At 37.5% G+C, this 14448-nt stretch carries 14 protein-coding genes; 3 read left to right on the forward strand and 11 right to left on the reverse strand.

What is annotated here, in order from left to right:
* Nucleotides 1-87 precede the first annotated feature (87 nt).
* Complete coding sequence (locus HHL20_RS08030) at nucleotides 88-1227, forward strand: aminotransferase class I/II-fold pyridoxal phosphate-dependent enzyme (protein WP_169230627.1); 1140 nt, start codon at nucleotides 88-90, stop codon at nucleotides 1225-1227.
* Between the two features lie 81 nt (nucleotides 1228-1308).
* Here the strand turns inward: HHL20_RS08030 and HHL20_RS08035 are convergent, their stop codons facing one another.
* The 11 genes from HHL20_RS08035 to pdhA all read right to left on the reverse strand — a co-directional run bounded on the left by HHL20_RS08035 (nucleotide 1309) and on the right by pdhA (nucleotide 13188).
* Nucleotides 1309-4035 (reverse strand): sodium-translocating pyrophosphatase, encoded by a 2727-nt coding sequence (locus tag HHL20_RS08035; protein ID WP_169230628.1) that lies wholly within the window; start codon nucleotides 4033-4035, stop codon nucleotides 1309-1311.
* Between the two features lie 310 nt (nucleotides 4036-4345).
* Nucleotides 4346-4957, reverse strand: a complete 612-nt coding sequence (locus HHL20_RS08040; protein WP_169230629.1) for an inorganic pyrophosphatase — start codon at nucleotides 4955-4957, stop codon at nucleotides 4346-4348.
* A gap of 25 nt (nucleotides 4958-4982) precedes the next feature.
* Nucleotides 4983-5495 (reverse strand): DUF7935 family protein, encoded by a 513-nt coding sequence (locus HHL20_RS08045; protein ID WP_169231151.1) that lies wholly within the window; start codon nucleotides 5493-5495, stop codon nucleotides 4983-4985.
* A gap of 198 nt (nucleotides 5496-5693) precedes the next feature.
* Nucleotides 5694-6560 (reverse strand): hypothetical protein, encoded by an 867-nt coding sequence (locus HHL20_RS08050; RefSeq protein WP_169230630.1) that lies wholly within the window; start codon nucleotides 6558-6560, stop codon nucleotides 5694-5696.
* Nucleotides 6557-7234, reverse strand: coding sequence for a RadC family protein (radC, locus tag HHL20_RS08055; RefSeq protein WP_169230631.1), 678 nt, complete (start codon nucleotides 7232-7234; stop codon nucleotides 6557-6559). The genes HHL20_RS08050 and radC overlap by 4 nt, the downstream gene beginning before the upstream one ends.
* Nucleotides 7235-7248: 14 nt before the next feature.
* Nucleotides 7249-8013 (reverse strand): DUF6263 family protein, encoded by a 765-nt coding sequence (locus HHL20_RS08060; RefSeq protein WP_169230632.1) that lies wholly within the window; start codon nucleotides 8011-8013, stop codon nucleotides 7249-7251.
* 13 nt (nucleotides 8014-8026) lie between these two features.
* A complete protein-coding gene (locus HHL20_RS08065) occupies nucleotides 8027-8608 on the reverse strand; it encodes a murein L,D-transpeptidase catalytic domain-containing protein (RefSeq protein ID WP_169230633.1) in 582 nt (193 codons plus the stop codon).
* Nucleotides 8609-8619: 11 nt separating this feature from the next.
* Nucleotides 8620-9288: an ABC transporter ATP-binding protein gene (locus tag HHL20_RS08070; RefSeq protein ID WP_169230634.1), complete on the reverse strand. Its 669-nt coding sequence runs from the start codon at nucleotides 9286-9288 to the stop codon at nucleotides 8620-8622.
* Nucleotides 9289-9349: 61 nt separating this feature from the next.
* On the reverse strand, nucleotides 9350-10345 hold the full coding sequence (locus tag HHL20_RS08075) for a bile acid:sodium symporter (protein WP_169230635.1): 996 nt from the start codon (nucleotides 10343-10345) through the stop codon (nucleotides 9350-9352).
* Between the two features lie 118 nt (nucleotides 10346-10463).
* Complete coding sequence (locus tag HHL20_RS08080) at nucleotides 10464-12077, reverse strand: pyruvate dehydrogenase complex dihydrolipoamide acetyltransferase (RefSeq protein ID WP_169230636.1); 1614 nt, start codon at nucleotides 12075-12077, stop codon at nucleotides 10464-10466.
* A 109-nt stretch (nucleotides 12078-12186) separates the two neighbouring features.
* Nucleotides 12187-13188: a pyruvate dehydrogenase (acetyl-transferring) E1 component subunit alpha gene (gene pdhA / locus HHL20_RS08085; protein ID WP_169230637.1), complete on the reverse strand. Its 1002-nt coding sequence runs from the start codon at nucleotides 13186-13188 to the stop codon at nucleotides 12187-12189.
* 127 nt (nucleotides 13189-13315) lie between these two features.
* Here pdhA and HHL20_RS08090 point away from each other — a divergent pair, with 127 nt between their 5' ends.
* Together HHL20_RS08090 and HHL20_RS08095 are read left to right on the forward strand one after the other, a co-directional pair.
* Entirely contained in the window at nucleotides 13316-13918 is a 603-nt protein-coding gene (locus HHL20_RS08090) for a phosphatase PAP2 family protein (protein WP_169230638.1), read from the forward strand.
* 9 nt (nucleotides 13919-13927) lie between these two features.
* Nucleotides 13928-14428, forward strand: a complete 501-nt coding sequence (locus HHL20_RS08095; protein ID WP_169230639.1) for a BlaI/MecI/CopY family transcriptional regulator — start codon at nucleotides 13928-13930, stop codon at nucleotides 14426-14428.
* Nucleotides 14429-14448: the final 20 nt, after the last annotated feature.

Raw genomic sequence — 14448 nt, forward strand, 5'->3', positions numbered from 1 at the left:
TTTATTTAATTTCTCTAAAAATAACAAAATTTATTTACATTCCTACGCATGCGTAAATTTCTTATATTTGATTTAAATGCAAAGTATATGGAGAAAGTTTACGGATTTACACATTATTCCTTTTTTTCTGAAATGTCTGAGCTGGCGGTTAAAAATAACAGCTTCGATCTTTCACTGGGTCTTGCCGATTTTGATATAGATCCAAGCCTGAAAGCGTTTCTGAAAGAAGCAGCCGATTATTCCACGCATCATTATGAACCGCTTGCGGGAAGTCCTTTGCTGATCGAAAGCATTATACGCTATAATTCAAAAAGGAACAACAGTATTTTCCTTAATGAGAAGGAAGTTACCATTACCCCATGTGCAACTTTCACATTATATACCGCCCTTAAATGCATTGTAAATCATGGTGATGAAGTGATTGTAATTCAACCGTCCTACTATACTTACGCCCCTTCGATTGTTCTGAATCATGGAACTCCCGTTTATTATGATCTGGACAGTGATTTTAAAGTCAACTGGGAAAAATTAAGCAGCTGTATTTCGGATAGAACCAAGGCAATCATTGTTAACTCCCCACAAAATCCTACCGGAAAAGTATGGTCGCAACATGAGTGGAATCAGCTCTATGAATTGATAAAAGACCGGGAAATATATCTTATTTCCGAGGAAATTTATGATACATACTGCTACGACGGAGCCGAGCATTACAGCGCGTTTCTTCATCCTGAACTCCGGAAAAGATGCTTCTGCATTTTTTCTTTCGGTAAAATGTTTCATTCTACAGGATGGAAAGTGAGTTATCTTTTATCATCAGAAGATCTTACGGCAAAATTCAGATGTCACCAACAATATATTTCTTACAGTGCCAATGCTCCCTGCCAGTATGCAATAGCCAAATATCTTGATATTTTTGATCCTTGTAAAAACCAGATACTTATGCAGGAAAAACGTGATCTATTTAATGATCTTATTAAAAAAACGCCTTTTGTGGTTGAACATACCACCGAAGGTGCCGTTTTCCAGGTCGCTAATTTCAGAAATATCTCCAAGACCATGACCGATGTAGAGTTTTCCAAATGGCTTACTGTTGATAAAGGAGTAGCCTGCCTTCCGCTCTCTGCTTTCTATAATTCAAAAAATAATTCGGATTATGTGCGTTTCAGCTTTGCTAAAAATGATGAGCTTATCATTAATGCTTTGGAGCATCTTCGAAAAAATCTTTAAGTTATTATCTTGGTGAAATTACCATTGGTAAAACAGTCATAAAAAAGCACCGCTTTTGCAGTGCTTATTTATTTAATATTTTTAGAGGCTTAAAACTCTTACATCTATTCTTCTGTTCTTCGCCATACATTCATCGGTATCGTTTGCTTCACAAACAGGATGTTGTGCTCCGTACCCTTCAGCTTCTATCCTGTCACCGGCAATTCCCAGTTCCAGAAGTTTCAGTTTTGCCGTCTGTGCTCTCAGATTTGAAAGTTTCAGGTTGCTTGCTTCATTCCCTGAATTATCTGTGTAACCACCCAATTTTACCCTCATCGTCGGATACGCATTAAGTATTTCCACAAGATTTAAAAGCTGCGCGTCAGCACCTGTTTTCAATTCGCTTGATCCCGTTTCAAAATAAAGATTTTCTATGGTGAACCATCTGTTAGGATCCAAAACAGCCTGATCTTTACTTTTCACCAGATTATACATGGTGTATAACTGACTGTTTTCTCCGATGGAAATTTTTTTACCATCATTTAACTGAACTTCTTTCAATGCTCCTGTATCGTATACAAAATCTCCGTTTTCATTCAGGTATCCTTTTACTTCTGCAGGAGCCACAACCATAGCTGTATTGCCTGAAGCAGTGTTAAAACTTTTCGTTCCCGTTAAGCTTTCAATTTTTGCCTTTCTGTTAGCTTCAATTTTATCTTTATGCAGAACAGCCAATGTAGGAGCAATAACCAATGAAACGATAGACATCAGCTTAATTAAAATATTCATAGAAGGTCCTGAAGTGTCTTTAAATGGGTCTCCCACGGTATCACCTGTTACAGACGCTTTATGCGGATCAGAACCTTTATAATAAGTCTGCCCGTTAATATTCACTCCTTTTTCAAAAGATTTTTTGGCGTTATCCCAGGCTCCTCCGGCATTATTCTGGAACATTCCCATCAACACACCGCAAACCGTTGCACCAGCTAAAAATCCTCCCAATACTTCAGGCCCGAAAATAAAGCCGATAAGTAAAGGTGAAACGATGGCAATTGCTCCGGGAAGCATCATTTTTTTAATAGAAGCATCGGTAGAAATAGCTACACATTTTTCGTATTCGGGCTGGGCCTTCCCTTCAAGGATTCCCGGAATCTCCCGGAACTGTCTTCTCACTTCTTCCACCATCGCCATAGCTGCCTGTCCTACCGCAGTAATCGCAAGAGAAGAGAAGATAAACGGAATCATTCCGCCAACAAAAAGACCGGCAAGAACATCGGCTCTGTAAATATCAATTCCGTCGATGCCTGCAATTCCTACAAAAGCAGCAAATAATGCCAGAGCTGTTAAAGCTGCTGAAGCGATTGCAAATCCTTTTCCTGTGGCAGCCGTTGTATTTCCTACGGCATCCAGAATATCTGTTTTTTCACGGACTTCTTTTGGCAGTTCGCTCATTTCGGCAATTCCTCCGGCATTATCGGCAATCGGTCCGAAAGCATCAATGGCAAGCTGCATCGCTGTAGTAGCCATCATTCCTGCTGCTGCAATAGCAACTCCGTATAATCCGGCACAAAGATAAGAACCGTAAATACCTCCCGCTAAAACAATAATCGGTAATAAAGTAGATTCCATACCGACAGAAAGTCCTCCGATGATATTCGTAGCATGACCCGTGGAAGACTGTCTCACAATACTGGAAACCGGTCTCTTGCCCATTGCTGTATAATATTCCGTAATGATGCTCATTAAGGTTCCTACAACCAACCCTACCATGATAGCTCCGAACACACCCATTTTAGTGAATTCGTGGCCTCGAAGAACCATTTTATCAGGTAAAATATAATTAACTAAGAAATAGGAAGAAATGGCTGTAATAACAATACTTCCCCAGTTTCCTAAATTCAGTGCATTCTGAACGTTTGATGTAGACGAATCATCGTTATCATTTATTCTCACAAATAAAGTTCCTATGATAGAGAAAATAATTCCCGTTCCGGCAATAAGCATTGGTAGAAGAATCGGTGCGAATCCTCCTAACGAATCTTCGGAAATCGTTTCTCTTCCCAATACCATGGTTGCTAAAACCGTCGCTACATAAGAACCGAAAAGGTCGGCCCCCATTCCTGCAACGTCACCTACATTATCTCCTACATTATCGGCAATAGTTGCCGGGTTTCTGGGATCATCTTCCGGAATTCCGGCTTCTACCTTTCCGACAAGGTCAGCACCAACATCTGCTGCTTTAGTATAAATACCGCCACCTACTCTTGCAAATAAGGCAATAGATTCAGCACCCAGCGAAAAACCGGTAAGGATTTCTATCGTCCTTTCCATCTCTTGCGAATCTACATGCGCGTCAGGAGCAAAAATCTGTTTGATAATCAAAAACAAAGTTCCCAGACCAAGAACAGCCAGACCGGCAACTCCCATTCCCATAACCGAACCTCCGGTGAAAGAAACTTTTAATGCTTTTGAAAGTGAAGTTCTTGCCGCTTCGGCAGTTCTTACATTGGCTTTTGTAGCGATCTTCATCCCTATAAAGCCTGCAAGTGCCGAAAATACGGCTCCCACAACGAAGGCCAGGCCTATACTCCAGTGAGAATCGGCATTACTGGAACCCATTATCGCCAAAAGAATGGCTACAATCACTACAAAATAGGTTAAAATCTTGTACTCGGCCTTGAGAAAAGCCATTGCACCGTCAGCAATATGTCCGCTGATTATTTTCATTTTCTCGTTTCCCGCATTCTGCCTGGTTACCCAGTTACTTTGAATAAAAGTATACAGTAAGGCAACGACACCGAAAACAGGAATTAAATAGAACAGATCCATAGTTTAATATTTTTTTGGTAATAGAGTACTAAATATAATGAATTATTCTGATGTATTTAATGAAAAATATCATAGTTCTTTAAAAACCAATAATTTAAACGGTTAAGCTCTTGTGTGAATTGTTTTGAGTGATCACTTTAGCCCGGATTGAGCGGCATGTTTGAGCTCTTTTTGTTTCTGCGGCGCGGCTAAGCCGCGCCGCAGAAACAAAAAAGCGAGTAGCGAAAGCCGGAAATAGCTCCTAAATAAAATTCGGGAAATAAAAAAGGATAAACAATCTCGTTTATCCTTATATCAGATGGAGTTATTATTACCCTCCGTATTTGTTTGCATAATCTTCCTGGGAAGCCTTGATCACTTTTTTAGCGTGCTCCGCTCCGTATACTTCCTGGATTCTGCATTTTGCAGGCTCATCCGGTAGGTTTTTGTAGGTTAAGAAATAGTGCATTAATCGTTTCACTTCTGCTTCAGGCAATTCTGAAATATCTCTGAAATGTCCGAAAGCGTGGTCACCGATCATTACAGCAACGATTTTATCGTCAGCCTCTCCTCCGTCGATCATTTTGAAACCACCGATTGGAATAGCTTCCATCAAAAGACCTCCTGCATGAATATTGTGTGAACTTAAAACACAGATATCAAGCGGATCATGGTCTCCCATAGTAACATCAGTTGCTCCTCTTTCAACAGCTAAATTCATAACGGCAGCATCACAGTATGTTCTTGGAACAAAACCATATAATGCCGGAATAATGTTGGAGAATTTCTGAGGCCTGTCTACTTTCAAAAATCCTGTTTCTTTATCTACTTCATATTTAATGGTATCAGAAGGAACGATCTCCACGAAAACATTGACAACATTTGGCGCATCTTCTCCTGCAGAAATACCGTGCCATGGATGTGCTTTAAAATTTGGAATCATTATTTAATTTAATTTATTTTTTTAGTTAACTTATTATTAAAATTTCTCTTCTCAGGTCTTCTATTGTGGCAGAAATATAATCTTCGCCGTTTATAAAATTCATGATAAAAATGGTCTTGAACTCATCGAGCGTAGCATTTCCGCTGATTTCACTATAAGTTTTGTGAAGAAGTTCTATGATGGCATTTTTGGAATCAACAATATTCTTCCAGGAATTTTTGGTAATGTAAAGCTGTTGGGAAGCATTATAATCAAATTCTTCATTAATGTTTTTCTCTGTAAGGAAGATGAATTCATGAACAGCAAGGTCTTTATCAAAACGCTGAATAAGATTGGATGGCTTTATCCTCTCCATAAAGAGCGTCATTCTTTCATACGACTGTGCCTTGTTTCCGCTGTTCGACTTTACGGTGAGAAGTTTGATTTCCTGCTCTTTAAGCCTGATGTATGTAAATACGAATTGTCTCAGCAACACCAGAAAAGGTATTGCAATAATCAATGCAAATGCATAAGGTAAATATCCTGAAAAACTAGCCATAATTGAGGTAGCAAAATTAGTGATATTTTCTGAATTTATCATTGAAAATGATATAAGTATTCCCGATTCTTTTCTGCCTGATTTCCTGCAGAACAAATCGGGAATATTTGTTTTCCAATTGCTGTTAATATTTTAATTTTCATCTATATGATTGTCATAAATCGTATTTAATGAAAATTAAATATATTCTGAATAATTTTAAGAAAGTTTCTTTAAAATTTTACTTTGCAGATAAGGATATTCCTGAAGCTCACCTCCAAAGCTTTTGAAAAAAACTTCTATTCCCCGAATATTGCTCCCCATAAAATTAAATTCTTTCTCATGAATGTAATGATTCAGGATTTTATCGATTAAAAATGAAGGACCGTTTTCTGTTTTATAGGTTTCATCATTTATTAGTCCTAATAAAGAAAGCTTGCTGTTTTCATCTACTAAAACAGCGACATTGATCAGCTTCTCTTCCAGATAAGCAGCACAAAGTTTCAGTGAATTGCTGTGATGAAGAAACTTCAGATAGTCTTTAAACTTCTTAATATCGGTTTCTTTTTTAAGGCCTTTAAAATGTTTTTCAACAAAGGAAATGTGTTCCACATTCAGTTCAATCTCTTTATAAATGAGATGCTGCGCGCATTTTGCCGTTGATTTTCTGCCTTTGAAATATTTTTTTCTTCTTAAGATCACGTAATCAGAAACAGGAATCGTATAGTTCTTTTTTTTATCTAAATGCTCTGAAAATGAATTGTGATGATTAAAAGAATACAAAAAGACTTTATAATTTTTTTTCAGGAACTGTAAAAACTGATTATTAATCTCAATATCATCCTTCTCTGAAAAGACGCCCAATTGCTGGCAGAAAAGCGGCATAATGACAAAATTGATCCCAAACTTCTTTTTCAAAGGAACCGGTAAAACGGCTTTATAATCTTCATACACGAGAATCTCCCAGTTTCCCGAGAGCTCATCCAAAACTTCTTTTTTTGCATACCAGTTTTGTTGTGCAGAATTTTCCAGGCATTTTGAATATTTTTGGAAATCAATTTCATGATATTTAAGTCTTTTCATCATAATAATCCGTCGTCTGAAAAGCTAAAATAAGAATTCTGAGTAATGATAAGATGGTCCAGAAGCTGGATATTGAGTGTTTCACCGGCAATTTTTATTTTTTTGGTAATCTCAATATCTTCTCGGCTCGGCTGCAGACTTCCCGAAGGATGGTTATGGGCAATGATAATTCCCGTTGAAAAGTGATCCAGAGCTGTTTTAAATAAAACCCTGACGTCTACAATAGACTGATTGATACCGCCTTGTGTCAATTGTGTGAAATGAATTACTTTATTGCTCCTGTTCAGAAAAATTGCCCAGAATTCTTCTGTCCGTAAATCCGATAAATGGTTTCTGAAAATTTCGTAAGCCGTTCTGCTGCTCGAAATGACAGCTTTTTCTGGAACTTCCTGCCCCGCTCTTCTTCTGCCGATTTCCAGGGCAGTAGCAATGGAGATGGCTTTTACTTCTCCCACACCTTTAAATTTCATTAAATCCTTAACTGATAGCAGACTGAGCTGATTCCAGTTGTTATTCACGGAGGCCAGAATCCTTCTTGCCAGCTCTACTGCTGTTTCGTCCCTGTTTCCGCTGCCCATGATGATGGCCAGCAGTTCGGAATCGGAAAGTGAGCTTCTGCCTTTCAGCAAAAATTTTTCCCGGGGTCTGTCGTCTTCAGCTAAAAATTTAATGGACATGATAAAATGATTAATTAAAAACCCTGAATTTTCGGAGTAATGGTAAACGTTGCGGTACCGCCGCCCATCTGAACCGGCATGTTTCTTTCCGCAGAAATCAAAGCCTTTGTTTTGCTGTCGAAAACATATTTTCCCTTAATATCGGTATCTTCCATCACTCCTTCCACACCCTTCATCGTTGAATTGATGGCAAATTCAACCTTGTTATCTTTCGTACCTTTATACGTAAAACTGCTTGTAACAGGCATAATAGATTTCGTGAAAGGATTGGAAGTATCAACTTTCCAGGTAAAGCCTTCTTCCACCGTTTCTCTCGGAAAGGCAAACGGAATAATATTGTATTGGCTTAAAGCACTTTCATCTGCACTTTCTTTGGTAAATTTCTGCTTTTCAAGAATATTACCGAATTTATCTATTTTGAACGTAAACGGATTATTGATCATTGTTTTAAATTCCTCTCCCATTCCGTCATCGTTATCAGATGTTTCTCTTGAGTCAAAATGAATTTCTTCCCCAAACATTTTTTGGTTAAAAGTCATTCTCATGATTTCTCCTGTAATATAATAATTGGAACTTTTGTCTACAGAATCTACTCTGAATTTTATTTCTGTAGCATCATTCATACCTCCGTTATTATTGCCTTCCGTAGATGATGTATAGATCAAGGTCTGCTCAAAACCTTTAGGAAGGCTGAGTGATAGGTTTTCTTTCTGAAGTTCTTTTTTTTGGCAAGATATCACCATTAATAATGATGCAGCAAGAATAGAAATGTTTTTCATGAATTATTTAGTTTTAATAAAATGTATATAAAATTATTGTTTTTTCTGACCGATCGATAAATTTTGAAGTTTCATTAAATGCATTTTTTGAAAGCATGGGACATCCGAAACTCAAGCAGGCAGGGGCTGCAGACTCCTTATCCGGAATACAGTAGTAAGAATGCAGTACAATAGCTCTTGCTCTTGCATTGCTGTTGGTTTTATCCAAACCGTTCAGACGGTAAGCCTTTCCGAATTTCCCGTTGTAACTTTCGCGTATTTCATATTTTCCTAAAGAAGATTGATGAGAGCCATCAACATTACTGAATTGCAGCGAAGAAGAATTTTTTACGACAGATCCGTCACCGTGCGCAACAATGGCTTTCTGCAAAATTTTATCATTCTTCAGATCGTACACAAAATAGCGGTATTTGCCTGAAGGGATTTTAAAATTGATAAAAACAGCAAGATCCTGATTGTAATTTTTCCCTTTGATGAAATTTTTAAGTTCTGAAATTCTTGATGCCGGCAAATACGCATATTTATCTGAATTCTGGGATTCAAATTTTGAGCAAGACATTAAGAATAATAGTAAAAAAATAAAGGTTTTCATCATTTGCGGAACTTTTATTCGATAATCATTCCGTCTTTCATTATTAATTTCCGGTCGGTGATCTCTGCCAGATTCGGGTTATGCGTAACAATTACAAAGGTCTGATTATATTTATCCCTAAGATCAAAGAACAACCGGTGAAGATCATCCGCATTTTTAGAATCGAGATTTCCCGTGGGTTCATCGGCAAAAATAATCTTCGGAGAATTGATTAAAGCTCTGGCAACAGCGACTCTCTGAGCTTCACCTCCCGAAAGCTGATTGGGCTTGTGATGCAGTCTCTGCTCTATTTTAAGATCTTCAAATAAAGCATACGCTTTCTCCATGGCTTCCTTCTCGTTGGCACCAGCAATTTTTGTCGGCAAAAGCACATTTTCCAGGGCAGTAAACTCCGGAAGAAGCTGGTGAAACTGAAATACAAAACCAATATTCTGGTTTCTGAATTTAGAAAGCTGTTTATCATTCATATTTATGAAAGATTCTCCGGCAATGGTAATCTCCGTATCATATTTTGATGACGTTGTAGGCTGGTCCAGCGTTCCCAGAATCTGTAAAAGCGTAGACTTTCCAGCTCCTGATTCGCCCACAATTGAAACAACCTCACCCATTTTGATATGAATATCAACCCCTTTTAATACTTCTAAATTCCCATAAGATTTATGGATATTTCTTGCTTTAATCATAATCCAAAAATAGTGATTTGATTTGAAATCTGAACAGCAATAAAGAGGAATTTTATTATGTTTATATTTCCTTGAGCTGAGATCTTTTTTCAATTCTGTTCGCAAGCCAGCTTACATAAAACAGCTGAAAACTGTGATAGATCATGACGGGCAACAGGAACAACACTTTTTGATCTTCCGCAATTCCGAGAACCATTACAAAAAGACTTCCGTGAACCAAAGATTTCTTTGATCCACAAAAGGTTGTCGTTATAACATCTTCTCTATTAAAAAGCAGTTTTTTAGAAATCAGTTTCAGGATTTCGTATACTGAAAAAAATAAGATAACCACACTTGCGGCGATGATGATAAAAACTGTTGGCGCTACCGATGCAAAAACATTTTGGGTAAAAGCTTCTGAAAAACTTTCATAAACAATTAAAAGAATAATCATTTTATCAAATTCTGCAATGATCTTACTGTATCTGGTTACCCAGTTTTTCAGTAATGGATTTAAAAGCAGACCCAGAATGATCGGCAACAAAACTTTGAGTAATAATTGCTGAATAATTTCAGAGTTATCCATATTTTCCTGTCCGGGCTGAATGAAAAGGCTCATTAGCAAAGGCGTCATTGCAATTCCTATAATTCCTGAAATTGATGCATTAAATATGGCCGAAGTAACATTTCCTTTAGCAATGGAAACCATAACAACCGATGATGATACGGTGGACGGAAGACACGCAAGAAAAAATATGGAAAGCCAAGTGATATAATAGTCAGTATCTTTTGCAAATCCATAAAACAAAAAAACAAGCAACGGAAATATAATAAAAGTTCCGCACTGTATCAGCAGATGCAGCTTCCAGTTGGAAATATCCTTTACGATTTCTTTTATGTTCAGTTTTAAACCATACAGTAAAAAAATTGCGGCTATTCCCCAATCTATAAATCCTGATAAATTAAAATACAGATTATACTCGTCTTTGAAAGGAATTAGCTTTCCGGCTGCAACCATTATGATCAGTAATAAAAGAAAAATATTTTGTTTGTCTAATGTTATTTTACCCAGCTTCATAAATTAAATATAGCAATCATCATTCTAAAATTTACAGATAGTCATTAAAATTAGCTTAAAAATAAAAAGCTTACCAAAAATACTGGTAAGCTTTCTAATTATTTAAAATTTTCCTGAATTACAGTAACAATGTTAAAGGATTTTCAAGATATGTTTTTAATGTCTGTAAGAACTGAGCGCCTGTAGCGCCATCTACCACTCTGTGGTCACAAGCCAATGAAAGCTTCATAATATTTCCTACTACGATCTGTCCGTTTTTCACAACTGGTTTCTCAATAATAGCTCCTACGGAAAGGATAGCTGAATTCGGCTGGTTGATGATGCTTGTAAACGTTTCGATTCCGAACATTCCCAGGTTGGAAATAGAGAATGTAGAACCTTCCATTTCGTTTGCTTTAAGACCTTTGTTTTTCGCTCTCGCAGCCATATCTTTTACTGCAGCAGAAATCTGGGTATAGTTCATCTGGTCTGTATTCTTAAGAACAGGAACTACCAGTCCGTCCGGAATTGCAACCGCTACACCCACATTGATGTTTCCTCTGTGAATGATCTTGTCACCTGCCCAGCTTGAATTTACCTGCGGATGTTTTCTCAATGCAACCGCAGTCGCTTTGATGATCATATCATTAAAAGAGATTTTGGTATCCGGTAAAGAGTTGATTTCTTTTCTTGCTTCGATTGCCTTGTCCATGTTAATCTCCACCATCAGATAATAGTGAGGAGCTGTGAACTTGCTTTCAGAAAGACGTTTCGCGATAACGTTTCTTACCTGTGAATTCGGAGTTTCCGTATCTTCACCTTGTACAAAGCTTAATGCTACCTGAGCCGCAGCTGAACTTGCAGCAGGAGCTGAAGCACTTGGCTTAGAAGCAGAAGGCTGGTAATTTTCAATATCTTTTTTAACGATTCTTCCGTTTTCTCCTGAACCCTGAATGCTGTTGATATCTACTCCCTTTTCTTGAGCCATTTTCTTTGCTAGCGGAGAAATGGCTACTCTGTCTGTAGATGAAGTATTGGCAGCAGCAGCTTTTTCTTCTTCTTTAGCTTCAGGTTTCTGTTCAGCAGGTTTTTCTGATGATGCAGTAGCAGCCTTCGGAGCACCAACTGCTGAAACATCTGTTCCTTCTGGTCCGATGATCGCTAATACCGAATCAACAGGCGCAGCACCTCCTTCTTCAACACCTTGCTTCAACAATACTCCATTGAATTCGGATTCAAAATCCTGAACGGCTTTATCGGTTTCGATCTCAGCAAGAAGATCTCCTTCTTTTACGGTATCGCCGACATTTTTATGCCACTTGGCCACTTTCCCTTCCGTCATTGTATCGGAAAGTCTTGGCATTGTAATCACTTCCACTCCTGCTGGAACCTCAGCATCAGCTTGTTCTATACTGGTTGCATTGTTTTCGGTTTTATGGTCTTCATCCGTTTTTTTCTCTTCAGAATCACCAGACTTAGGAGCTTCACCACCGGTTAATCCTGAGATATCTTCTCCTTCATTACCAATAATTGCAAGTACGGAATCTACAGCAGCAGCTCCGCCTTCTTCTACTCCTACATATAAAAGGGTTCCTTCTACTTCAGATTCAAAATCCTGAACGGCTTTATCAGTTTCAATTTCTGCTAAAATATCTCCTTCCTTTACTTTATCTCCTACTTTTTTATGCCATTTAGCCACCTTACCTTCCGTCATTGTATCGGAAAGACGTGGCATTGTAATTACTTCTGCCATAATTTATTTTAATTTGAAAATTTGGTAATTTGTTAATTTGAAAATTAAAAAAGATATGATAATAAATCATTTTCAAATTTTCAAACTTTCAAAATTGACTTATTATCTTTTAGTTTTCTAATTTATCTAAGAACGGATAATCTTCCTGAGCATACACATACTCGTAGATTTTTTCTGCATCCGGATATGGTGAGTTCTCCATGAATTCGATACACTCTTCCACAAAATCTCTCGATTTGTTATCTGTTGCTTCCAATTCTTCCTCGGTAGCCCAGTTGTTCGCAAGAATTCTCTGTTTGATCAATTCAATAGGGTCATCATTTTTGTGGATTGCCACTTCTTCTTTAGATCTGTAAGGCTCTGCATCAGACATAGAGTGGCCTCTGTATCGGTACGTTCTTGCTTCAATGAAAGTAGGCCCGTCTCCTCTTCTTGCTCTTTCGATTGCCTCATAGGCAGCTTCAGCTACTTTTTCAGGATCCATTGCGTCTACCGCAAGGCATGGCATTTCATATCCCAGACCTAATTTATAGATGTCTTCGTGATTGGCAGTTCTTTTTACGGAAGTTCCCATTGCGTACTGGTTATTTTCTACAACGAAAACCACAGGAAGTTTCCAGTTCATCGCCATGTTAAACGTTTCATGTAATGAACCCTGTCTAGCCGCTCCGTCTCCAAAGAAGCAGATATTTACCGCTTTTCTGTCAAAATACTGATCTGCAAAAGCAATACCGGCACCCAAAGGAATCTGACCACCTACGATACCGTGACCTCCGTAAAACCTGTGTTCTTTGCTGAAGATGTGCATAGATCCACCCATACCTCCGGATGTTCCCGTAGCTTTACCACAAAGTTCGGCCATAATTCTTTTAGGATCTACTCCCATCGCCATCGGATGGATGTGGCATCTGTAAGCAGTGATCATACTGTCTTTGGTTAAATCCATTGCATGTGTAAATCCGGCAGGGATCGCTTCCTGACCATTGTACAAATGTAAAAAACCTCTGATTTTTTGCTTTAGATAAAGAGAACGGCATTTGTCTTCAAACCTTCTCCACATTGTCATATCTTCATACCACTTCAGGTATACCTCTTTAGAAAATTCTTTCATGTGTTGAGCTCTTGCTTATTTATTATGAAATAGTTGAGCAAAATTATAAAAAAAACTTTGTTTTTATTGTATACCTGCCCATTGTTTTTTTGGTTATAATATTATATTTACATAGTCAAACTTAATTATGGAAGAAAAACAGCCTTCATTTATTCATAAAATTTCAAGAATTATATCCGATTTTTTTAATCCTCTGGTTTCTTTGATCATTTTTTTCATTTTTATGAGTATTAAAAATTACTCTCTTCAGGATTCTCTTTTATATTTTCTTCCCATCTTATTAATGATAATACTTCCTGTGATCATCTGGCTGGTGTGGAACGTGAGAACAGGAAGATATACCAATATGGATGTTTCCAACCGAACCCAGCGCAAAAGCTTATATTTTTTTATTGCAGCCTGTGTAATCGCTTATTTTGCTTTCAATTACTTCAAAAACGGATATATTGATTTTGTCATGCTTTTTATCCTGATACTTCTTTTTGCCATGCAGATCAGTAATTATTATATTAAAAGTTCCATGCATACAGCTTTCAATATCTTCGTTGCAGCGTTATTTTTTGCTATTGATACAGTCACAGGACTGGTGTGGCTGGGCATTGCAGCTTTGGTAGGAATCACAAGGGTTATTTTAAAAAGGCACACACCACGGGAAGTGTTCATGGGTGCCGGAATTGCTATTGTGGTATCTTTTATATATCTTTATTGCAACATTCAGTTTCAACATTAAGAATTTCATATGAAAATAAATCATCTTACATCCGCTGAGGAAAACTTAATGAGACTATTGTGGAAACTCGGATCTTTTTATCTAAAAGACATTATGGAACAGCATCCGGAACCCAAACCACATCAGAATACAGTTTCTACCTATTTAAAAATACTGACTGAAAAAGGATATCTCTCGACGGAAAAAGAAGGAAGAATATTCAGATATCAGACTATTGTACCGGTAGAGGACTACAAAAAATTTCTGCTTGCCCAGCTTTCCGATAATTTCTTCAACGGTTCGGGAAAGGAAATATTAAGCTTTATGATTCATGAGCAGTTAATTTTAACAGAAGATCTTAAAGATTTTAATATTGAGGCAGACCCTGTACAAAAAAAAGAACCGGAGTTTGAATACGTCAATGAAATTCTCAATCCTAAAAAGACAAAAAGAAAAACAAGGAGAAAAAAAAGAAGAAAAGGAAAGAAAAGGAATAACCTCTCAACATATATAAAAGGCTGCCTCGCATAGAGACAGCCTTATTATTTGGC

It is taken from the genome of Chryseobacterium cheonjiense, assembly GCF_012927265.1.
GTDB classification, from domain to species: Bacteria; Bacteroidota; Bacteroidia; order Flavobacteriales; family Weeksellaceae; genus Chryseobacterium; species Chryseobacterium cheonjiense.